At 46.3% G+C, this 20,710-nt stretch carries 18 protein-coding genes, 1 tRNA gene and 1 pseudogene; 11 read left to right on the forward strand and 9 right to left on the reverse strand.

What is annotated here, in order from left to right:
- Positions 1–123 precede the first annotated feature (123 nt).
- Together QUA23_RS06920 and thyD are read right to left on the reverse strand one after the other, a co-directional pair.
- Positions 124–1,164, reverse strand: a complete 1,041-nt coding sequence (locus tag QUA23_RS06920) for a nucleotidyl transferase AbiEii/AbiGii toxin family protein (RefSeq protein ID WP_333075292.1) — start codon at positions 1,162–1,164, stop codon at positions 124–126.
- Positions 1,165–1,289: 125 nt separating this feature from the next.
- Positions 1,290–2,216 (reverse strand): thylakoid membrane protein ThyD, encoded by a 927-nt coding sequence (gene thyD / locus QUA23_RS06925; protein ID WP_333075294.1) that lies wholly within the window; start codon positions 2,214–2,216, stop codon positions 1,290–1,292.
- 148 nt (positions 2,217–2,364) lie between these two features.
- Here thyD and QUA23_RS06930 point away from each other — a divergent pair, with 148 nt between their 5' ends.
- Complete coding sequence (locus QUA23_RS06930) at positions 2,365–3,996, forward strand: DUF3352 domain-containing protein (protein ID WP_333075295.1); 1,632 nt, start codon at positions 2,365–2,367, stop codon at positions 3,994–3,996.
- 172 nt (positions 3,997–4,168) lie between these two features.
- On the opposite strand, the gene QUA23_RS06935 is transcribed toward QUA23_RS06930, so the two are convergent.
- The 3 genes from QUA23_RS06935 to QUA23_RS06945 all read right to left on the reverse strand — a co-directional run bounded on the left by QUA23_RS06935 (position 4,169) and on the right by QUA23_RS06945 (position 5,420).
- The gene (locus QUA23_RS06935) at positions 4,169–4,366 is read right to left on the reverse strand and encodes a hypothetical protein (RefSeq protein ID WP_172187588.1); all 198 of its coding nucleotides are present in this window, start codon (positions 4,364–4,366) and stop codon (positions 4,169–4,171) included.
- Positions 4,367–4,562: 196 nt separating this feature from the next.
- Positions 4,563–4,979, reverse strand: a complete 417-nt coding sequence (locus tag QUA23_RS06940) for a tetratricopeptide repeat protein (RefSeq protein ID WP_333041347.1) — start codon at positions 4,977–4,979, stop codon at positions 4,563–4,565.
- A gap of 87 nt (positions 4,980–5,066) precedes the next feature.
- Positions 5,067–5,420: an iron-sulfur cluster assembly accessory protein gene (locus QUA23_RS06945; protein WP_333075296.1), complete on the reverse strand. Its 354-nt coding sequence runs from the start codon at positions 5,418–5,420 to the stop codon at positions 5,067–5,069.
- A 244-nt stretch (positions 5,421–5,664) separates the two neighbouring features.
- On the opposite strand from QUA23_RS06945, the gene QUA23_RS06950 reads away from it, so the two are divergent.
- The 9 genes and pseudogenes from QUA23_RS06950 (at position 5,665) to QUA23_RS06990 (ending at position 17,331) form a co-directional block, all read left to right on the forward strand.
- Complete coding sequence (locus QUA23_RS06950) at positions 5,665–7,314, forward strand: DUF6930 domain-containing protein (protein ID WP_333075297.1); 1,650 nt, start codon at positions 5,665–5,667, stop codon at positions 7,312–7,314.
- A 115-nt stretch (positions 7,315–7,429) separates the two neighbouring features.
- Positions 7,430–7,684, forward strand: a complete 255-nt coding sequence (locus QUA23_RS06955; RefSeq protein ID WP_333075298.1) for a hypothetical protein — start codon at positions 7,430–7,432, stop codon at positions 7,682–7,684.
- 4 nt (positions 7,685–7,688) lie between these two features.
- Positions 7,689–8,045, forward strand: a complete 357-nt coding sequence (locus tag QUA23_RS06960) for a type II toxin-antitoxin system PemK/MazF family toxin (RefSeq protein ID WP_333075299.1) — start codon at positions 7,689–7,691, stop codon at positions 8,043–8,045.
- 60 nt (positions 8,046–8,105) lie between these two features.
- Positions 8,106–9,542 (forward strand): 9,9'-di-cis-zeta-carotene desaturase, encoded by a 1,437-nt coding sequence (gene zds, locus QUA23_RS06965; protein ID WP_333075322.1) that lies wholly within the window; start codon positions 8,106–8,108, stop codon positions 9,540–9,542.
- Between the two features lie 189 nt (positions 9,543–9,731).
- Entirely contained in the window at positions 9,732–10,178 is a 447-nt protein-coding gene (locus tag QUA23_RS06970; RefSeq protein ID WP_333041342.1) for an SRPBCC family protein, read from the forward strand.
- Positions 10,179–10,284: 106 nt separating this feature from the next.
- The gene (locus tag QUA23_RS06975) at positions 10,285–12,312 is read left to right on the forward strand and encodes a serine/threonine-protein kinase (RefSeq protein WP_333075301.1); all 2,028 of its coding nucleotides are present in this window, start codon (positions 10,285–10,287) and stop codon (positions 12,310–12,312) included.
- Positions 12,313–12,399: 87 nt separating this feature from the next.
- Positions 12,400–12,473, forward strand: a tRNA-Val gene (locus QUA23_RS06980).
- Between the two features lie 163 nt (positions 12,474–12,636).
- Positions 12,637–13,250: pseudogene (locus QUA23_RS06985) on the forward strand (Uma2 family endonuclease).
- 532 nt (positions 13,251–13,782) lie between these two features.
- Complete coding sequence (locus QUA23_RS06990; protein WP_333075303.1) at positions 13,783–17,331, forward strand: PAS domain S-box protein; 3,549 nt, start codon at positions 13,783–13,785, stop codon at positions 17,329–17,331.
- Between the two features lie 354 nt (positions 17,332–17,685).
- Here QUA23_RS06990 and QUA23_RS06995 read toward each other — a convergent pair whose 3' ends face one another.
- Both QUA23_RS06995 and QUA23_RS07000 read right to left on the reverse strand, forming a co-directional pair.
- A complete protein-coding gene (locus QUA23_RS06995) occupies positions 17,686–17,847 on the reverse strand; it encodes a hypothetical protein (RefSeq protein WP_246276752.1) in 162 nt (53 codons plus the stop codon).
- A 7-nt stretch (positions 17,848–17,854) separates the two neighbouring features.
- Complete coding sequence (locus QUA23_RS07000; protein ID WP_333075304.1) at positions 17,855–18,853, reverse strand: hypothetical protein; 999 nt, start codon at positions 18,851–18,853, stop codon at positions 17,855–17,857.
- Between the two features lie 400 nt (positions 18,854–19,253).
- Here QUA23_RS07000 and QUA23_RS07005 point away from each other — a divergent pair, with 400 nt between their 5' ends.
- Positions 19,254–19,496: a helix-turn-helix transcriptional regulator gene (locus tag QUA23_RS07005; protein ID WP_333093843.1), complete on the forward strand. Its 243-nt coding sequence runs from the start codon at positions 19,254–19,256 to the stop codon at positions 19,494–19,496.
- Between the two features lie 111 nt (positions 19,497–19,607).
- On the opposite strand, the gene arfB is transcribed toward QUA23_RS07005, so the two are convergent.
- Positions 19,608–20,021 carry an alternative ribosome rescue aminoacyl-tRNA hydrolase ArfB gene (arfB, locus tag QUA23_RS07010; protein WP_333075307.1) on the reverse strand — a complete coding sequence of 138 codons (414 nt, stop codon included), beginning with the start codon at positions 20,019–20,021 and terminating at the stop codon, positions 19,608–19,610.
- Positions 20,022–20,096: 75 nt separating this feature from the next.
- Positions 20,097–20,591 carry a restriction endonuclease gene (locus QUA23_RS07015; protein ID WP_333075308.1) on the reverse strand — a complete coding sequence of 165 codons (495 nt, stop codon included), beginning with the start codon at positions 20,589–20,591 and terminating at the stop codon, positions 20,097–20,099.
- Positions 20,592–20,710 lie beyond the last annotated feature (119 nt).

Raw genomic sequence — 20,710 nt, forward strand, 5'->3', positions numbered from 1 at the left:
TACATCAAAAGGGTTTTCTTTGAAGCTGATTCAACGATTCCCTGCGGGATAGCTATACCTTACCCGCAAGCAGGCGCCTTAGCATGATGCACCCGTCAGTTTCGTCTGGAAATTGACAGCTTATTAATCAACATCATTTATAGTCTCGCTAAATGTCCTGACAGTGATTTCCCTGCCTAAATCCTGAGCTAGTAAATCGATACCGTCAATAACTTGATTTGGCTGTGCGATACTCAAAACCTCATAGCATTTTTCCCGATAATCCGGACGATCTTGGAAATACTGAATCGCTCGATCGAGCGGTTCCATAACTTGATAAGCTGCTTCCGCTTTGTCGATCGCCTCTTGGGGAATCGGAGTCGCTAACCTTTGCACAGCCAAGTCGATTAAATCTCTAGAATTTACCCGATCGACAGCCGGGCGATCGGCATTTGCCAAAAGCTTTTCTGCTATACTATCGATTTGATTCAAGCAAGGAACAGGCGACCAATTTGGATAACTCGGTTCGCCAAACTGAATTCGCCCTTCACAAACCATCTCGAATTTAATAGTAGTGCCGTCAACAATAACAGGAAATCTTATCCCATACTGGTTGGCTTGAATATCGTTCGGGAGAACAATGCGTGAAGCGAAGCTATCCCCAAGGGAATCGCGACTAGCAAAAATCACATCATAGCCTCCTTCGGCAACTTTTCGGCGCAGAAGACGGTAGCCATAATCCATCGGACACATAAAGTTAATATCCTGGCTCAACCGATATTCTCCGTGTTCCATACTTACCAGGGTTCCGCCGCCAAAATACGCCCGATATTCCTGTAGAAATTCGACATTCAAGTGGCTGAGTACAGTTAATATCTTTTGATGAATTTCGCGTTTAAACATTGCTTGAGAACTTACCCCATTTTCGGGAGTGTTTGGCGGGCGACTGCTTCCCAGTTCCGCTATCAACCAAGATTGATGCTGTTGGCTAATTGCTTGAATAAAAGCCAGTTCCTCGGAGCTAGGTTTTCCCAAAACTCCCCAATAATGCCAGCCGGATTCGTAGCGACATAGCATTTCCTTGAAACTCAATTTTTTGACATCCGCAATTTGCCAGCAGATAGCTTGAAGGAAGGGGAGTTCGGCGGGAATTGTCAACCCGGTTGCTATTTCTTGATTGTTCATCTGCTTTCGGCAAAAGCGAGGCTGAGCCTCTGGAAATGCGTTACCAGGCTCTGCCTGGTAACGACGAATTTTCTTTGTTTGTGGAGCATCCGAATTCTATTCGGCGGGTTCTATTCCGTAGGTTCCTAACTTCCCGATAAAATCTCTTCGAGTGCTAATTTTAGCGTCGAATATTGATATTGAAAACCACTAGCTAAAGTTTGTTTCGGCAACACTTTCTGCCCTTCCAAAACAACTTTTGCCCCGTCTCCCAACAGCATTTCTAAAGCAAAACTTGGCACCGGCAACCAAGAAGGTCGCTTTAAAACTTCCCCTAAAGTTTGACACAATTCATTCATCCGCACCGGATTCGGTGCTGTCGCATTCAAAACGCCTTCAACTTGCGAATTTTGCAAAGCGTACAAAATTAAATCAACCACATCCTCGCGGTGAACCCAAGAAAACCACTGTTTCCCAGTCCCCAGCGGCCCGCCTGCAAATAGTTTAAAAGGTGGCAGCATTTTTGCCAGCGCGCCTCCCATTCCCAAAACTATCCCCAGCCGCAAAATTGCTAGCCGCGTTCCTGCATTTTTTGCAGGTTGGGCTGCTGCTTCCCAGTCTTTGCAAACCGCTGCTAAAAAATCGTTTCCCGCAGGGCTAGTTTCGTCAAACTCAGCGGTTTCGCTGGTTCCGTAATAGCCGATCGCCGATGCGCTAACAAACACCGATGGTCTAGGATTAGCATTGACGATCCCCTCGACCAATTTTGCCGTCGTCAGTCTGCGACTGTCCAGAATTGCTTGCTGGCGCGCCTCCGTCCACCTTTCCTCTGCAATCGGAACCCCTGCTAAATTGACAACAGCGTCGCAGCCCGCGATCGACTTTTGCCAATCACCAGACTCCGCCGGAGTGTAGGCGACAACTTCCCAATTCGGATAAGCTGAAGCGGGAAAAACTCGGCCAGCCTTCGTCGCATCCCTGCTCAAAACCACCACTTGATGTCCCGCAGCTTGCAGCTTCTCCACCAGCCGGCTACCTACAAATCCCGTTGCTCCCGCGATCGCTACTTTCATCTTTTACCAATAATGCACAGTTCTAGCAGTTTAGACGATCGTCCAAACTTGTTTTGAATTATACAAAAATAAACAGCAGCCTCGATCGCCTCCCCACAAGCTTTCTGTATTTTGATTAAACTGATATGGGACGCGAGGAAAACAAACCATGCCTGCAAAAAAATCAAAGCTTCTAATTGCTGCCTCCATCGCCGCAGCAGGTAGCGCTGCGGTCTACTTTTACTTCCAGGGTTTGAGCCAACAAGTATCCAACCCTCAAGACAGCGCCAAAGTTGTGCCCGACGAAGCAATGATGGCCGCGTTTATCTCCCCCAATCCCCAAGCGTTGGCCCAGTTGCAGCGATTTGGCACGCCAGGGGCTCAAAAGTTGATCGGCCAGGGTTTGAAGGGCTTTCAAGAACAAAGCTTGGCAGGCACTCAAATCGACTTTGACAGGGACTTAAAGCCTTGGTTAGGGGGGGTGATGGTCGCTTTGCTGCCCCCTGATGCTGTGACGAATACAGAGCCTCCAAAACTGCTGGTAGTAGTCAGCGTGAAAAATAAAATTAGCGCTTGGAATTTTGCGAATAAATTAAAATCTCAGCCCGGTGCAACTACTCAAGAAACCGAGTATAAAGGAGTTAAAATTTCTGAGATTGCAGAGCCAACTGGCAAGCGCTACAGTGTGGCTTTGCTGAACGACCAATTAGTGATGGCTCCTTTGAAAAAGCCTGTGGAATTGGCTATCGATACTTTTAAAGGAGAACCCTCCCTCGCTACGCAGCAGAGCACAACTAAGTTTTTTGCAGAGAGTGCTGGTGTCAAGAACCCCATCGCAACTGTTTATATTTCTGACTACCCGGCGGCAATTGACCAATTGAAAGCTAATTTGCCCGTCGATATCCAGTTGCCTTGGACATTGTTTTCGCAGTTCAAACAAGTCAAGTCTTTGGTTGCGGGAATTGGAGCAGATAGTGAGGGATTGAGGGTAAAAACTATTGCTCAGTTAGACCCTAAATTCGTGCGGCCAAATCCCCAATTTGCATCTAAATTGTTGCCCCGATTTCCGGATGAAACTATTGCTTTAGTCGGCGGCAAGGGAATCGATAAAATTTGGTCGCAAGCAACCGCTGAGGCACAAGATAGCCCGGAAGTTGATAGGGGAGTTCAGCAGGTGAGGGATAGTTTTAAGCGGTTGGATCTGGATGCGGATCGAGAGGTTTTTGGTTGGATGAATGGGGAATTTGCGATCGGGGCGATCGGTTCCAATCAAGGGATTTTGTCTCAGTTGGGGATGGGGGCTGCGATGATTTTTGAAACCAGCGATCGCCCTGCTGCAGAAGCAACCCTGAAAAAACTCGATGCGATCGCCAAAAGCAATCCTACAGTCAGTGTCGCCCCCAGACAAGTTCAAGGCAAAGAAGTTACGGAGTGGCAAATACCCCAGCAAGGCACTTTATTCGGGCACGGTTGGCTGAATGAAAATTCTGTGTTTGTAGCTTTCGGCGGGCCTTTAGTCGATGTGATTACTTCGACGCCACCGCAACCGCTAAGCAGCAGTCCGAGTTTTCAGGCGATCGCTACTTCTTTACCGCGGGCCAACCAAGGTTACTTTTACATAGATATGGAAAAAACCATGTCTTGGGCTAACCAATATTTGCTCGCAGTACAGCCAAATTTAGTTTCGCCCCCCGCCGCTGAATTGCTGAATTCTCTCCGAGGAGTTAGCGTAGCCACAGCTTCTACGCAACCGACAACTGCTGAGTTAGAGATGCTTTTTGCCTTCAAATCTAACAATTAGGGAATTTGTAATCGCTAATTTGTAATCGGTAATTCTTCCTTAATTCTTTCTATCCGTTAAATCCCGTACACGGCTTTGTTGCCGGACTTTTTTCTGACCAAAAAAAGATGCTGCCCTCAATGGAGGGCAGCTACTCAAATAAAGCATCTTAAAGTCTCTCAAAACTTCAGAATTAACCTTCAGACATTCCTGATTTATTCGGCAATTGCAAATCATCCGGGTCTACGTAGTGACAAACTGCTTTGTCCATGCAAATCAAGGCCCAGCCGGATTTATCGATGCTCATCAACTTGTAAGAAGCGGGCTGAATAAAGAAACCTTTGTGGTTGCGGGTTGCTGGTTTGATGTTAACGTGGCTGTCATTGCTCATGTTTTTACAACTCCTAGTATTATCGTAGTAAAATCTGAAAACCGCTGAGCGGGTTTGTCAATCGTCTAAGTCTTCAAATACTAGCACTGACTTTCTGAGTTTTCCATAAAGTTATTTATTGATTTATTACGATGTCGTAATAAACCGCAAAGCCACTTTCGTCGATCCCCGCCCACACATCGACTTGTTTGCGCGGTTACGGCTCCAGAAGCCACTGTTTAACGCGGGCGAGACTCTTCCAGTCGGGTTTTCTCTTTAATCCTTCTTCAAAATTTTTTTTAACTTCGTCGAGCAACTCTTCGGAAGCCATGAGAAGTTGCTGAGCCACTTCGACGTGGGGGCGCACTCCTTTATCTTTGAGATCCAGGATCGCTACTGCTAGGTTGATGCGAGCTTGGGGGTCGTGAGGGTTCAATTTAACGGCTGTTTTCGCTGCCTTTTGAGCCGGTGCAGGTTTATTTTCCAACAGGTAGAGCCACGCGAGGCTAGCCCAAGCATTGCCATTTTTGGGAGCTTTTTCGCACACTTCTTTAAACACGGGGATCAGATTAGCCGGGGCTTCGCCAGCTTGGTAGCGATCGAAACCGTCTTTAAACAATTCTTCAGGGGTCATTCGATTTTAGATTTTAGATTTGGGATGTTGCACGGAAAAGGGCATGGGGCAGTTAACAACTTTCTGCCCCATGCCCTCTTTTCCGATTTATGTAGAAAAAGAACTGCCACAACCGCAAGTTTGAGTTGCGTTGGGGTTAGTAAACTGAAAGCCGCCCCCAATCATAGCATCGCTGAAGTCGAGAACCAAACCGTAGAGATAAAGAATGCTTTTGCGATCGCAAACTACCTGAAAACCGTCGTAGTCGAACACTTCATCGTCGGATTTCACAGTGCTTGGATCTGCGAAATCCATCACGTAGGACATTCCAGAGCATCCGCCCTGGCGCACCCCTACACGCAAGCAGAGGTCTTTACCTTGTTTTTCTCTCAGGGCTAAAACTTGACGGATAGCAGAGTCCGTCATTTGAATTCCCCGCTTTTGTGAAGTGGCTTGAGTCATAATTTCCGAACTCCTGAGACTGTCTAATGCAAAGAGTTTAATCTTATTTCTCCATTGTACAGGCATTCGCCAGAAGGCATTCGGTTAGATGCTGAAGGCCGAATTTTTAGCTTCTAACTTTTAATTCCCGTGGGGCCTCGTTCCCAAGCTTGATGCCCTCTCCCCCTATAGGGTTTATGATTGAGAAGCAGCGGTTGACCGGCTACCGGCACCGCAACAATGCTTCACCCAACGGGCTTACTCTATGGCAGCGCTGAATCGCTCTACTCTTCGTCGGCTACAAAACTTACCTCAAATTCCCAGCGTGTGGGAGGGCGATCGCCGACCCTTATCTAATGCTGACTCGCACATGATGCTAGATGACGATGACGTTCTAGAAGCTGGTGGCGAGTGCATTCTCTGGGTCGATGGCTCCGAAGGAGTCGTGAGGGCTATGGACATGGTAGGCCCAGATGCCGGCCCAGAGGCGATCGTCCGGGCCCTGCTACGGGCAATGGAACATCCCCAAAGTCCGGCTCCCGCAGTCCGCCCCCAAAAAATAGTAGTCAAAAACCGAGAAATTCAATTTTATCTGCGGGGCGTACTTCAAGATTTAGGCATTTCCATTGACTATGTGCCGGAATTGCCCCTAATTGACGAAATCTTTCGCGGCATGGAAGAGGTCGCGATCAACAGACCTCCTGAGTTGCCCCCTCAGTATGCTGAAGTTTTAATGGAAAAAGCGGCTCAAATTTGGCAGGACGCTCCGTGGCGGACTTTGAGCGAACACCAAATTATATCTATTGAAATCAATCAATGGGATGTCGCCAGCCTCTACGTGTCCGTATTAGGCCAAGGCAGAATGGATTACGGAGTTTTACTGTATCGTTCTCTAGAATCCTTGAAACGGTTTCGAGAACGAGTCGTCAATAATGATGAATCTTTTGAAGATTTAGAACAGGCTTTTTTAGGGCAAGACTGTTTGTTTCTCACCTTTGAAAGTGCAGCAGATATTGATGAGGACGACGACGAAATTGATTTAGCTGATTTGCCTCCATCGGAAATTGAACCAAATTTCGGCAACCTGCATCCTTTAGAAGGATTGCGATCGATTCTTTACGAAGAAGAAGCCCTCACGATGTTAGTTGCTCTCGAAGCATTTCATCGCTTTTTCCGCAACGGTCGCCGGAAATTGGGATCAGACACTTTTCCCACTCTTAGCAGTCGCTACCGCATCCCAGTTCCGCAGGCTGACGGAGAAATTCAACAGGTATCCGTTAAAGTTTCGACGATGCCCGAAGTGTCAGACGAATTATTACAGATGCTCGGTGATGACGATGATGACGATGATGACGATGATGATGAATTTGACAAGCCACTGCTGCGGGACGATTTGGTGCCGCAAAATTCATTTTTGAGTCTCGGCGCCGTACCTTGGGAAACGGTAGAGTTCCTGCGCCAAAGTGTCCAGTTTCACCAAGGTGCAGAAATTGATATTAATACAGCGGGAGATGGTTTGCCGGTGGTGATGATCCAAACTTCTCATCCGAAGGCAAAAACTATGATTCAGGATTTGAAAGAAGCTGGAGGCGTCAAGGGGATTGGTTTTAATCCGGGCGAAAATCCTTTTCAGGATGAGCAATATGACTTGGGTATTTTGCAAACCAAAAATGGGGAGCTGTATTTGTTTGGGGAGTTTAATGAAGACGATCCGGTGCATCAGGAAGCTCGCAAGAAGTGGGATCGCCGCTGTAAATTAACCAACGGTTGGTGCGGTTTGATTATTGCTAAAGGGTTGATGGGTGCTTCTCGCGGTCAGCCTCAGTTTAAGGATATGATCGCTTTGCTTGAGGTGCGCTGGGTGTCTGCTAAAGACTTGGGAATTGGGCCACTTCAGTTGATGCCGATGTTTTGAAGTTAGTTGACTGTTGACTGTTGACTGTTGACTGTTGTGAGAAAGAAGAAGTAAAAGTAATTTGTAAGGTGCGCTGGGGCGCACCATAGTTTTTAAATTATTAAGGAGAATGATTATGTCAAATTCTACTCAAAAGCGAGAAGTGTTAGTCGCCATTGATGCTGAATTAGCTGATAAAATAGACCAATTTACTGATAATTGGACGGAGGCGATCGAGCAGGCTCTCCGTCTCTGGTACGCTAAGCAAATAGAAGACAAGTTGCGGAAATTTTATCAAAACCGCAGCCAAGAAGATATTGAGTTTGAGGAAGAATGGGCAACATTTGCTCAGGAACAAATGGAAGAAATTTTAATAGAGGAAGGTCTTTGAGACAATGACAGAAGCTTATCCGCGACAAGGCGAAGTTTATCTTGTTAGAGCTTTGCGAACGATCGGAGATACCAAAAAGCGTCCTGTTGCTGTCGTTTCCATAGATAGCCGGAATGAATTGAGCCGTACTGTACTGATTGTCCCTTTTACTAGCGATTTGAGAGGGGGCGAAACTCCGACTCGGGTTTTGATTCCTGCTGGTGAAGGAGGTTTAGAATCTGACTCGCTGGCTGTCTGCGAGCAAATTATAACTGTCCAAAAGACTTATCTGGAACAAGACCCTTACGGTCAACTTAGTGGCGATGTCCTAGCAAGAATTCAGAGGGCTGTACAAGTGTCGATCGGCATTTATGAACTTTGAATGTTTCGGAAATTCTAAAATTTGTTACAATCTGTAAAAATACAGGAAAGGATAGGTAAAATGCGGGTTGCGATCGCAGGTGCGGGACTGGCTGGAATGACCACAGCAGTCGATTTAGTGGAGGCCGGTCACGAAGTAGAAATTTTTGAATCCCGCCCCTTTGTCGGCGGCAAAGTCGGCAGTTGGGTAGATCCCGACGGCAATCACGTTGAAATGGGTTTGCACGTCTTCTTCGGCTGCTATTATAACTTATTTGCTCTGATGAAAAAAGTGGGAGCATTTGACGATTTGCTCCTCAAAGAACACGTCCACACTTTTATCAATCGAGGCGGCGAAACCGGTTCTTTAGATTTTCGCTTTCCGGTGGGTGCTCCTTTGCACGGATTGAAGGCATTTTTCACGACATCTCAGCTATCCGTACAAGACAAAATTCAAAATGCGATCGCCCTGGGAACTAGCCCCATCGTCCGAGGTTTGATAGACTTTGACGGGGCAATGAAAACTATCCGCGATTTGGATAAAGTTAGCTTTGCTGACTGGTTCCGCAGCCAAGGTGGCAACCAAAACTCGCTCAAAAGAATGTGGAATCCGATCGCCTACGCACTGGGTTTTATCGACACTGAAAATATTTCTGCCCGGTGTATGTTGACAATCTTTCAATTCTTTGCATCAAAAACAGAAGCCTCTGTCATGCGGATGCTGGCTGGTTCTCCCAACGAATATTTGCACAAACCAATTGTGGAATATTTGGAAAAGAAAGGAGCAAAAATTTACACGCGGCGCAGAGTGAGAGAAATTCAGTTTGAAGAAGGCGAAGAAACCCGCGTAACAGGCTTGCTAGTAGCTAACGGCGAAACAGAAGAAAATATTACTGCAGACGCTTACGTTTTCGCCTGCGACGTGCCAGGAATTCAGAAAATATTGCCCCCAGCTTGGCGCAAATGGTCAGAATTTGACAACATTTATAAATTAGATGCGGTGCCAGTTGCTACAGTACAATTGCGGTTCGACGGTTGGGTAACGGAACTGGAAGACGAAGCCAAGCGCAAACAGTTGAGTCACGCTGTAGGAATCGATAATTTGCTATATTCAGCAGATGCAGATTTTTCTTGTTTTGCAGATTTGGCACTGACAAGTCCCAAGGATTATTATCAAGAAGGACAAGGTTCGCTGCTGCAGTTGGTGCTGACACCGGGAGATCCGTTTATTAAACAAAGCAATGAGGCGATCGCCCAACACGTACTCAAACAAGTTCAGGATTTATTCCCCTCAGCGCGGGAATTAAACATGACTTGGTACAGTGTAGTTAAGCTCGCTCAATCTTTGTATCGCGAAGCACCGGGAATGGATGTTTTCCGCCCTGCTCAAAAAACTCCGATCGCCAATTTCTTTCTAGCAGGAAGTTACACTCAGCAAGACTACATTGATAGCATGGAAGGAGCGACACTTTCAGGCCATCAAGCGGCTAAGGCAATTCTCGAAGCTTACAGTCATTAGTCATTAGTCCTCTCTCGTTTTCTCTCGTTCCCAGGCTCGGCCTGGGAATGCCGATCGGGAGGCTCTGCCTCCAGTATTCGAGAGGAAAAGCGAGGCGGAGCCTCTGACTCTGCGTTACCAGGCTATGCCTGGTAACAAGAAACAAACAATTCTTCAATCTAAAATCTAAAATCTAAAATCTAAAATCCCATGACTGATTGGTTAGAACACAGTGTCCAAGTAGAAGTGGCAATTCCCATCGAATTAGCGTGGCAACTCTGGTCAGATTTAGAGCAAATGCCGCGCTGGATGAAGTGGATAGAATCTGTTCATGTTCTCGAAGAAGATCCAGAATTGTCTCGCTGGAAACTCGCAACTGGCGGGTTAGAATTTAGCTGGCTTTCTCGGATTCTCAAATTAGTGCCGCATCAGATAATTCAGTGGGAATCGGTAGACGGTTTGCCAAATAGAGGTGCGGTAAGATTTTACGATCGCAAAGACAGCAGTATCGTCAAGCTGACAGTGGCTTACGGAATTCCCGGCTGGCTGGGAAAATTGATGGATAACCTATTTCTGGGCCGCGTGGTTGAATCGACAATTCAGGCTGACTTGGAAAGGTTTAAAGAGTATGCTCTGAAAGTAAAAGCGACATCTTAAATTCTGAGGACTAAAGTCGTTTGGTTTTTAATTGTAACGCGAGAGTCGATCGCCCCCCGGCCTCAGTATCATAGAGATGTGCTGCTGATTCCTTCTCGGTTCAGTTATGAGTTACTGCCTAAACCCCGCCTGTCAAAACCCGCAAAATGCCGATCGTACCCAATTCTGCCTGAATTGCGGCTCCAAACTGTTGCTGAGAGAGCGTTACCGCGCCATCAAACCCCTGGGGCGCGGCGGTTTTGGTCGCACTTTTTTAGCAATAGACGAAGATAAACCCTCAAAACCCCGCTGTGCAATTAAACAGTTTTTCCCGCTATCTCAAGGTACCAGCAGCAGCGAGAAAGCAGCAGAATTATTCAACCGAGAAGCGGTGCGGCTGGACGAATTGGGGAAACACCCGCAAATTCCCGAACTGCTGGCGCACTTTCAGCAGGAACGCTATCAGTATTTGGTACAGGAATTTATAGAAGGTCAGAATTTACAGGAAGAGTTGGCGCGGGCTGGGCCTTTTAGCGAAAGTCAGATTCTCAGTCTGCTGAAGGATTTATTGCCAGTATTGCAGTTCGTGCACGATCGCAGTGTAATTCACCGAGATATTAAACCGCCCAATATTATCCGCCGCCGCATTTCTCAAACTCCCACCATTTATACTTACCCAACATTAACCGGGGAATTAGTTTTAGTTGATTTTGGCGCTGCAAAAGTTGTGGAGGGTTTGAGACAAACCGGTACAGTCATCGGTTCTCCCGAATTCGTGGCGCCGGAACAAATTAGAGGTCAAGCGGTTTATGCCAGCGATTTGTACAGTTTAGGAGTAACTTGCATTTATTTGCTGACTCAAATATCTCCTTTTGATATGTTTGATATCAATCGAGATGCTTGGGTTTGGCGAGACTTTTTAAAAGTTCAAATCGATCAGAAATTAAGTCGCATCCTCGACAAAATGATCGAACCAAGTCTCAGTCGCCGCTACAAATCAGTAGCTGAGGTATTTAAAGATTTGCAGCAGCAGTCGGCGGGGGCGGGCATGGGGACACCGCCCCTACCACCGCCTAAAATTTCCGTGCCACAGAGAACCCCTGCGGTGCAGAATGCAGTGCCGCCAACGGTTGCAGGCACAATTATACCTGTGCCGCCGATGCAGCGGGTTGTACCCGCACGCGCGCCTACTTGGAGATGTGTTCATACTCTGGTAGGGCATTCTAATGCTGTCACGTCGGTAGCTTTCAGTCCAGATGGCGCGACTTTAGCTAGCGGCAGTGAGGACAAGACGATTGAGATGTGGAAGTTGGAGACCGGTAAGCGGTGGTACACTCTCACGGGTCATTCTGACTGGGTGACTTGTGTGGCGTTTAGTCCTGATGGCGCTACTTTGGCTAGTGGCGGCCGTGATAAAACAATTCAAATTTGGGATTTGAATAAGGGTAAGTGGTGGTACGCTTTGCGGGGTCACGAGGATAGGGTTTATGCTGTGGCTTTTAGTCGGGATGGTCAGGTTTTGGCTAGTGGCAGTCGGGACAAAACTGTGCAGTTGTGGAATTTGAATAAGGGAAGGCGGATGTCGGCTTTGACGGGTCACGCTGGCGGGGTGGAGGCGGTGGCTTTTAGTCCTGGCGGGGAGTTTTTGGCTAGTGGCAGTCGGGATATGACTGTGCAGTTGTGGGATTGGCAAAAGGGTCGATCGATTTGTACTTTAGCAGAGCACGGGGATTGGGTGCGGGCGATCGTTTTTGCTGCGAACTCCCCCAACTCCCCTGCCGGTCAGACCCCCCCCAGCCCCCCCGTGGTAAGGGGGGGAGTAGGAGAAGGATTAATTTTGGCCAGCGGCAGTCGGGATGGTACGGCGAAGCTGTGGCGGGTGGATGGACAGGGGCGAGGGACACTGCTGCGGAGTATGAGGGACAATTCTGGGGATGTTTTGTGTCTGGCGTTGAGTCCCGATGGTCGGGTTTTGGCGACGGGGAGTCGGGATGGCACGATTTATTTGTGGGATGCGGGTACGGGGGGTTTGCTGGAAATTCTGACGGGCCACGGGGGGGAGGTTTTGTCGGTGGCGTTTAGTGCTGATGGGCGGAGTTTGGCTAGCGGTGCGGGCGATCGAACTGTGAAGATTTGGCGGGGGATTGGGCATTAGAGGCGATGTCAAGAGTGCCCGCTTAAAAAAATCTCATATTTCTGCTTGACAGGCGATCAAATGTTCTGCTACATTAGGAATTCGTGAGGACGCATAGCTCAGTTGGTTAGAGCACTACGTTGACATCGTAGGGGTCACTGGTTCGAGTCCAGTTGTGTCCATAAATTTCCATCATTTATAAATCAAGGGTTTGAGGTTTGCCCTCCTACCGAAAGTGTGGTCTTTCGCTGGACAATTAACCTATTAGTTAGATAATGAACTAACTAATCTGACACACCCTACTGAATCAGAATCAAATGATATCAGAGCATTGGAGACTTTACCATGACTCAAGCGATATCGACGTTAATGAGTTTTGATGAATTTCTGGCAGGAAAACCCGAAAACGGACGCTATGAATTACATAACGGAGTTATTGTTGAAATGCCAAATCCAACTGGTAAACATTCAGCGGTCACGGGTTTTCAAGCGATAGAATTGGGTTTAGAAATCAGGCGATTACAACTTCCTTACTTAATTCCGAAAGAATGTACAATTAAATTAAATTAAACGATAACTCTGGCTACGATCCAGATGTGATTGTATTAGATAAACAAGCCGTAGAAGCCAATGAGTCTCGATGGGAAAGAGAATCAGTTATTACTCAGGGAAATTCGATTCAATTAGTTATTGAAGTTGTCAGGACAAATTGGCGCGATGATTATGCACATAAAATGATTGATTGTGAAGCATTAAGCATTTCTGAATATTGGATTGTAGATTATTTGGGTTTAGGGGGTAGCCGTTATATTGGTTATCCTAAACAGCCTACTTTATCGGTTTATCAGTTAGTAGATGGTGAGTATCAAATTAAGCTGTTTCGGGGAGATGAAAGAATTGAATCAGCGGTGTTTTCCGAGTTGAATTTGACCGCTAAGCAAATTTTCACAGGTGGATAAGTGCGGAGGCGATCGCATAGCTAAGTTGGTTAGAACACTACAATGCCATTGTAGGAGTCACTTGTTAGAGTCCAGTTTTGTCACCTAAAACCCGCCCACAAAGCGGGTTTTGTTGTTTCTACAACCAAACTGGTGGATTTGGCATTATTAATTAGGAATGACAGAATATGTCTAGGCCAGAGATTTAGTACAGTCGCCACGTTTCGTCGAGGCTGTTGCTGGGCAGTTGCGTAGTTTGCATGAGTTCGGTGTTAAAGAAACGATAGCCCGATTCTCGTCGGCACTATCCCCATCCGTGAACAAAGCGCAAGCAAGCAGAAAAAGAAAGAGAACAACAGTTAGAATGCGATCGCCTTGCATGGTCCCAAGCACAAGCCAATAACCGGACTCAAGACGAATTTTTAGCGGTGTTGTCCCATGAGTGGCGATCGCCCGTGTGCTTAAACACTGAATCACTTAGGTTTTGGGCATATTATATCTTGATTCCCTAACAATAACTGGCATAATAGGTAAATAGGCAGGAATAACCGCAATGAATGTAGAACGTACACACTCCTTGAATGATCGAGAAGAGCTTTCTGTAAATTTTTCTCAAGAGCTATGTACGCACTGCCAAGCACTCGAAGCACGACGATTTGCGGTGATAGTCGCTCACATGACTGAGGCGTTTATTTCTATTAATTCAGAGTGGCGCTGCACCTATGTCAACCATAAAGCAGAGCAGCTTTTAAACAGGAAGTGGCAACACCTGATAGGCAAAAATATATGGACTACATTTTCGGTCGATCTTACTTCTGAGCTATATAAGTATTGTCATCAAGCGATCTTAACGCCAACAGAGATCGAGTTTGAAGAACACTACCCCTCACTCAACAAGTGGTTGAGAATTCGCCTCATCAAGAGTGAAGATGGCTTACTTATTTACTTCCAAGACACGACTCAAACATCTCAACTCGATCGACAATTGAAAGCCGAAATCGCAAAGTGCCAGCAGGTGGAAGCCACCCTTCAGAAAAAACAGGACTTTTTGAAGGCAATCCTAAACAACGTTCAAGCTGGCATTGTCGCTTGCGATGCCGATGGCATATTGACTGTATTTAACCAAGCAGCTAAAGATTTTCATGGATTACCTCAGCAGCCAGTTCCACCGGATCAATGGGCCCAGTATTATGACTTGTATTTGCCCGACGGCAAAACACGGATGAATACAGAGGATATTCCCCTGTTTCAGGCATTGCAAGGAAAGAATGTTCGTGAGGTGGAAATGATGATTGTTCCGCAGCATGGAACTGCGCGAATGCTGTTAGCAACTGGACAGGCGATTATTGCCGCCAATGGCGAAAAACAGGGTGCTGTTGTGGTGATGCACGACATTACAAAACGCAAGCAGGCCGAAACTGCTGTGCGTGAGGGTGAAGCGCAATTATCCAGCATCTTCCAAACTATTCCTGATGGCATCACTATTCTAGATTCTACCGGACAGATTATTGCCGCTAATAAGGCAGCAGAGAGGATTTTAAGATTAACTAGCAGCGACATTGTGGAGCGAGGCTATAACGATCCATCCTGGTTCATTACAACCGTGGAAGGTCATCCTTTCCCAGAAGAGGAACTGCCATTTGCAAGGGTTATGCAAACAGGTGAGCCTGTTTATGGTATTGAACATGGCATTAGCCATGCCGATGGAACTCGCACGATTCTCTCGATCAATGCTTCCCCTTTGTTTGACGCAGAGGGACAAATTATCAATATCATTGCTGCTTTCAGCGACATTACTGAACGCAAGCAAACTGAAGACGAACGAGTACAACTTGTTCAAGAACAGGCAGCCCGTGCTTTAGCAGAGAATTCTCAACAACAATCAGCGTTTTTAGCCCAAGTGAGTGCTGTCCTTTCCTCTTCACTAGAGTATGAACAAACTCTCCAAAGCGTTGCAAAGCTGGCAGTTCCTTATTTTGCAGATTGGTGTAGTGTTGATGTGCTGAATGACGATCGCACAATCAGTCGTGTTGCAGTGGCTCATTCTGATCCCGAAAAAGTGAAGTTTGGCTGGGAGTTAGCTCAACGCTTTCCCAGACATCTCGATGATGCGTATGGCATTGCTAAAGTCATGCAAACAGGACAGGTTGAAATTGGGATTGAGATTACAGATGAACAGTTAGTTGCTGCAGTGCCGAATGGTGAATACCTGGAAATCTTACGTGGAGTTGGGTTAAAGTCGTGCATCATTGCACCGCTACAGGCACGCGGGCGCGTCTTGGGTAGCATTACCTTTGTGTTTACTGAATCCGATCGCCGCTATCGCCTGGAAGACATTCCCTTGGCTGAAGATTTGGCTCAGCGAGCAGCGATCGCCATTGATAATGCTCGTCTCTATAATGAAACACAACAAGCGAAATTAGCCACCGAACTCGCTGCTAACCGGACGGCTCGACTGCTGGCGGTGATGACGGCTTTGTCTGAATCGCTAACCTCGGCTCAAGTGGCTCAGGTGATTATTGAACAGGGAATGTCCGCACTGGGAGCAAGTTCTGGTTTGGTTGCCGTATTAAATCAGGATGCAAGCGAACTGGAGATTATTCAAGCCATTGGCTATGAGCACGTAGGAGAATTTCACCGCAGTTTTTCGATTCATGCACCCTATCCTCTGGCAGAAGCCGTGCGAAGTGGGCAACCTGTTTGGCTAGAAACTATTGAAAACCGAATTGCCCGTTATCCTCATTTAGCCGAAGCGTATGCCAAGGCCGGTTCAGAAGCCTGGATTTCAGTGCCATTGTTGATTGAAGGACAAGCCGTTGGTGGACTATCGCTGAGTTTTTCGACTGTTCCCCAACTTTCCGAGAGCGATCGCGCTTTTGTTTTGGCACTGGCACAGCAGTCGGCGCAGTCGATCGACCGAGCACGGCTCTACGAGTCAGAATCGCAAGCACGGACACAAGCAGAAGCAGCTAACCGAATTAAAGATGAGTTCTTAGCTGTCTTGTCGCACGAATTGCGAACTCCGTTGAATCCGATTCTGGGTTGGACTCGACTGCTGCGAAGGGGAACCCTGGATTCTGGCAAGACGGCGGCAGCTCTCGAAACGATTGAACGCAATACCCAGTTGCAAGTTCAACTGATTGAGGATTTGCTGGATATTTCTCGCATTCTGCAAGGGAAGCTGAGTTTGGACTCTACTCCTATTAATTTGAAAACAACTCTTAAAGCCGCGATCGAAACAGTTAGTTTAGCCGCCGAAGCGAAAAAAATTCAAATTAAAACTCAGCTAGAACCGAATGTCGGCGATGTGTTAGGAGATGCTACCCGATTGCAACAGGTTGTCTGGAATTTGCTCACCAATGCCATTAAGTTCACCCCAACTGGAGGTCGAGTTGAAGTTGAGCTAAAAAGGATTGATTCCTCTGCTCAAATACAAGTCAGGGATACAGGGAAAGGGATTAAGCCAGAATTTATTCCCTATGTATTTGACACATTTAGACAAGCCGATAGCAGTATTACCAGAACCTTTGGTGGGTTAGGGCTGGGATTAGCGATCGTGCGCCATGTCGTTGAGCTACATGGTGGAACTGTCAAAGCCGAAAGTTTGGGAGAAGGACAGGGAGCAACATTTACTGTCACGCTTCCTTTATTAGCCAGAAGCAATGATGCAATCAGCGATCGCAACGATAATCTATCACTCAAATCTCACTCTTCACCCTTGGCTAGATTATGTATCCTGGCCGTCGATGACGAAGTAGACAATTTAGAGTTAGTTCAATGTATTTTGGAGGAAGCGGGAGCCACAGTGATCTCTGTATCTTCAGCAAAAGATGCGCTACAAAAGCTCAATGAATCTAAGCCAGATGTTTTGATTGCTGATATTGGGATGCCACAAATTGATGGCTATATGTTGATTCGTCAAGTGAGACAACTATCCACACAGGAGGGAGGAGAGATTCCCGCGATCGCCCTCACAGCGTATGCAGGTGAGACAAATCAACAGCAAGCACTAGCAGCGGGATTTCAAAGGCATCTTCCCAAGCCTGTTGAGCCTGAAACGTTAGTCGAGACAATTGAGAAATTGCTTCATCAAATCGAGTAAGGCAGAGGATTAGACATCTGTGGAAAGTAAGATTCAGCTACCTCGGTACAAGGATTTCAAATTGATTATTCGAGATGTCTTTTGAGTATAGTCTGGGAAGAAAATGGCACGAATTGAGGGCTAGCCTAATGCTGCTTGGCTTAGATGTATGAATAGGCTCTGCTAAGGCATTGCTCCCCAAACCCGATAATATATCCTTGACACCAGCCCTGGGCCCACAACGCGGGAAATTTTAACTTTGCCTCACAGTTGGGAAATTCCGATCGCAACCTTAAGCAATGTCGATCGCCCCCAGCCCACCAGTTCGCCAGTCCATCTCAGGACACGGCACCGTGCCGTGTCCTGGGCCGTAACTTATCGGCGACAGCCTTCGGCGATCGCCCTTAACACCGCTAGCCGCACTTCTGGATGAGATTTCTCAAGCCCGTTAGCCCGAAAAATCCAGTGTCCGCCGCCCGCGTGCTCGATCGCAATCTTTTGTCCGTCAGGCAAAACTATTTGCCACCAATTCAACACAGTGGCTTTAATAAGGTGGCACTGAATTTCGTTCAGTTGAGCCTCCATTAATTTCAGTTGACGCATGATTGGATTTTGGGCAGATGACTTCATGATTTTTCTCATTAAATGAATTCGACTGTTTCTCGGCTTTGATTTCACTTTGCCGATTTTTGAACTTAACTTCATCTTCCGAAGTTTTCGCCTTAACTTCCCTTTCCGAAGTTTTCGCCTTAACTTCCCTTTTACCACCTTTAGGGCCAACTTTGACTCCAAAACCTTTAGACTTAACTTTTCCTGGGGCAGAAGTTGAAGTCTGTTCTGTTGCCGGCTTCTTAAACTCCGCGTCTAATTGGTCTAAAATCTCCTCTTGTTCGGGAGTATGTTCCGCTGGCTGCTCTACATTTCTGGGATTGTATTCGCCAACCAACCTTGCCAAAAATTCCGAAATTGACAGTCCGGCTGCGGCTGCTTTTTTCGTTAAAAGGGCGTAGGTGTCGGTTTTAATGCGAATTTGTTTGAGCCGGAGGTTGGGATTGTTGTCAACTGTTTCGGCAATAGTTACTGCGGTAATCCTTTCTTTTGGTATAACATCGACAACTTCTTGCCACTTTTCCTGTAAACGACAGTCGCCATATTGGTCGGTAATTGCGTGTTTGAACAAAGGGACAACTTGAGCTACGCAGCTAGGCAAAATCTCAAATCCGGCTTTAATTAAGCGCAGGCAAATACTCGCAGCTTTGATAATTTGTGTGCAGTAAAAATACTGCCTACCTAATGCTTGTTCGCAGTAACTTTTAAAAGTTTTGAACTTGTCTTTGTACAATCGCAGTTTTCGGATCGCGTCTAGCATGATTCCTTGACGCACGTAGTCGAGAAATCCCCTTTTAATTTCGCCTGTCAGGTAGTCTAAATCGTGAAAGGGAGATTGATTCTGGATTTCTTCTTCAAAGTCTAGCAGCGGGCCTGCAAAGTGAAAGTTGGAGGCGACATCGCCTAGGTAGAAGTTGTCAATTGATGTGAACATGATCTGGAATGGTTCGAGAAAGGGCACGATAGCACGGAAGTTGTGCGATCGCAAAGGAGAAGTTTTGGTCTGGATCTTTGATACAATTTTGAGTTGTGTTGTCCTGTGAGGTCGATCGACCTTTTACATGGCATCACCTCCTCGGGGTTGAGGAAAAGAGGCTTGAGGTATGCGCCCAAGCCGCAAAAATACGCTTGGGTATGCAGGCACAATTGATAGACACGAAAAATCCGGCGGTTCTTCAAACCTGCATTTTGACGAAAGGAGGCTCGTTGAGCGGCCTTTGTTGTGCCTACCAACATGAAGTTTACGTCTTATCACAGTCTTTGTCAAGACGTTGGCATCATGAATATTTCGTCCTATGATAGAAGAAGATTTACAAGAAAAGGAGAAGTCTCGATTGAGACTACTCAGAGAACAAGCTGGACTAACACGCCCTCAAGTCAAAGAAAAAATCGGAATTTCCGAGCGAAGACAAGCTGACTGGGAATTAGGCAAGGCTCTACCTAATGCTGAAAACATACTTGCTATGGCTAACCTGTACCAGGTTTCTCTAAAAACTATGTTTGAGGTTTTAGGATTAGACGTAACTAAAATTCCCGATGACTTGCCAAGTCGTGAGTCATCGCCGAACGACAACTAACCCGCAGGGGTTCGGAAATGTCTAGGGAAATGGGTTTGAGTCATGCACCCAAGCCCGGAAAATACTAAGGCTATAACTAAAAACTCAGAAGCCCGATCGACCTTTCATCGCTCAATCCGTGACTTTCCCTCTCAAAGCTTTAATCTGCCCTCGCTTGGTTTTGCTGTCGAGACGTTTGCGCTGGGAACTACGAGTTGCTTTGCTGGGTTTGCGCCTTTTCGGTATGATGATCGCACTTTTAATCAGTTCTTGCAGCCGTCTCAAAGCCTCCTCCCGGTTTTGTTCCTGGCTGCGGTGTTCCTGGGCTTTAATCACAATCACACCTTCGGAGGTGATGCGCTGGTCGTTGATTTGCAACAAACGCTCCTTGTAGCGATCGGGCAATGACGAAGCTGGGATATCAAAGCGCAAGTGAATAGCACTCGCCACCTTATTTACATTTTGCCCCCCCGCGCCTTGAGAGCGAATCGCACTAATCTCGATTTCGCGATCGTCTATGAACACTGTATTAGAAATTTGTAGCATGATTCATCATCAGTGAAATTAAAGATACTGGGAAAGCAGTGCATCTTTTATATATAACTTACTTTGGTAGAGCAATTATTTACACTTCTTAGCTGTCAGGATGAATTCGATGAGTCTTTTTCTATCCCATAACTCTACCTCGTTAGATTTAGCAAGATTGTAAGCATTTTCTGTAAATCTGTTGTTCGTGATTACCCTTCCTTTATTTCCTTTGTAATGTCTGACGGCTCCTGCTACTTCTTGAACTGCTTTAATCCCAACTGGATTTTTGCTTCTTTTCGCTTGAACCACAGTTTTTGAACCATCTTTGTATAAAATTAAATCCGCCCCATAATCTTGACTATCTTGAGTTAAAGTAACACCATACCCAAAGTTTCTAAAATGGACGTCTAGAAATCTTTCAAACTCTTTTCCGCTCATTTCATCTACTTCCAAAATCCCACTTTCTAATAAACGTTTTTTTTCCTCTTCTTCTAAACGTTTTATTTCCTCTTCTTCTTTCAATGTATCAAATACCGATTTTGCAATAGCAACGGCAACCGCAGCGCCTCCTACTATAAAAGGCCACATAAAATTACATTTATTTAAAAGGATTATTTATTATACCAGATTTCTTCAGTATACTTATCTACAAATATCACAAGCACATTGTGATCTTACTTACTGATTCTTTTAGATTCCCGATGTTG

The sequence above is a fragment of the Microcoleus sp. Pol1C5 genome (genome assembly GCF_036701115.1).
GTDB lineage: Bacteria > Cyanobacteriota > Cyanobacteriia > Cyanobacteriales > Microcoleaceae > Microcoleus.

Bases quoted from the DNA above. Each gene is read 5' to 3' on its own strand.
- QUA23_RS06920 (WP_333075292.1), bottom strand. From the start codon at position 1,164: ATGAACAATCAAGAAATAGCAACCGGGTTGACAATTCCCGCCGAACTC.
- thyD (WP_333075294.1), bottom strand. From the start codon at position 2,216: ATGAAAGTAGCGATCGCGGGAGCAACGGGATTTGTAGGTAGCCGGCTG.
- QUA23_RS06930 (WP_333075295.1), top strand. From the start codon at position 2,365: ATGCCTGCAAAAAAATCAAAGCTTCTAATTGCTGCCTCCATCGCCGCA.
- QUA23_RS06935 (WP_172187588.1), bottom strand. From the start codon at position 4,366: ATGAGCAATGACAGCCACGTTAACATCAAACCAGCAACCCGCAACCAC.
- QUA23_RS06940 (WP_333041347.1), bottom strand. From the start codon at position 4,979: ATGACCCCTGAAGAATTGTTTAAAGACGGTTTCGATCGCTACCAAGCT.
- QUA23_RS06945 (WP_333075296.1), bottom strand. From the start codon at position 5,420: ATGACTCAAGCCACTTCACAAAAGCGGGGAATTCAAATGACGGACTCT.
- QUA23_RS06950 (WP_333075297.1), top strand. From the start codon at position 5,665: ATGGCAGCGCTGAATCGCTCTACTCTTCGTCGGCTACAAAACTTACCT.
- QUA23_RS06955 (WP_333075298.1), top strand. From the start codon at position 7,430: ATGTCAAATTCTACTCAAAAGCGAGAAGTGTTAGTCGCCATTGATGCT.
- QUA23_RS06960 (WP_333075299.1), top strand. From the start codon at position 7,689: ATGACAGAAGCTTATCCGCGACAAGGCGAAGTTTATCTTGTTAGAGCT.
- zds (WP_333075322.1), top strand. From the start codon at position 8,106: ATGCGGGTTGCGATCGCAGGTGCGGGACTGGCTGGAATGACCACAGCA.
- QUA23_RS06970 (WP_333041342.1), top strand. From the start codon at position 9,732: ATGACTGATTGGTTAGAACACAGTGTCCAAGTAGAAGTGGCAATTCCC.
- QUA23_RS06975 (WP_333075301.1), top strand. From the start codon at position 10,285: ATGAGTTACTGCCTAAACCCCGCCTGTCAAAACCCGCAAAATGCCGAT.
- QUA23_RS06990 (WP_333075303.1), top strand. From the start codon at position 13,783: ATGAATGTAGAACGTACACACTCCTTGAATGATCGAGAAGAGCTTTCT.
- QUA23_RS07000 (WP_333075304.1), bottom strand. From the start codon at position 18,853: ATGTTCACATCAATTGACAACTTCTACCTAGGCGATGTCGCCTCCAAC.
- arfB (WP_333075307.1), bottom strand. From the start codon at position 20,021: ATGCTACAAATTTCTAATACAGTGTTCATAGACGATCGCGAAATCGAG.
- QUA23_RS07015 (WP_333075308.1), bottom strand. From the start codon at position 20,591: ATGTGGCCTTTTATAGTAGGAGGCGCTGCGGTTGCCGTTGCTATTGCA.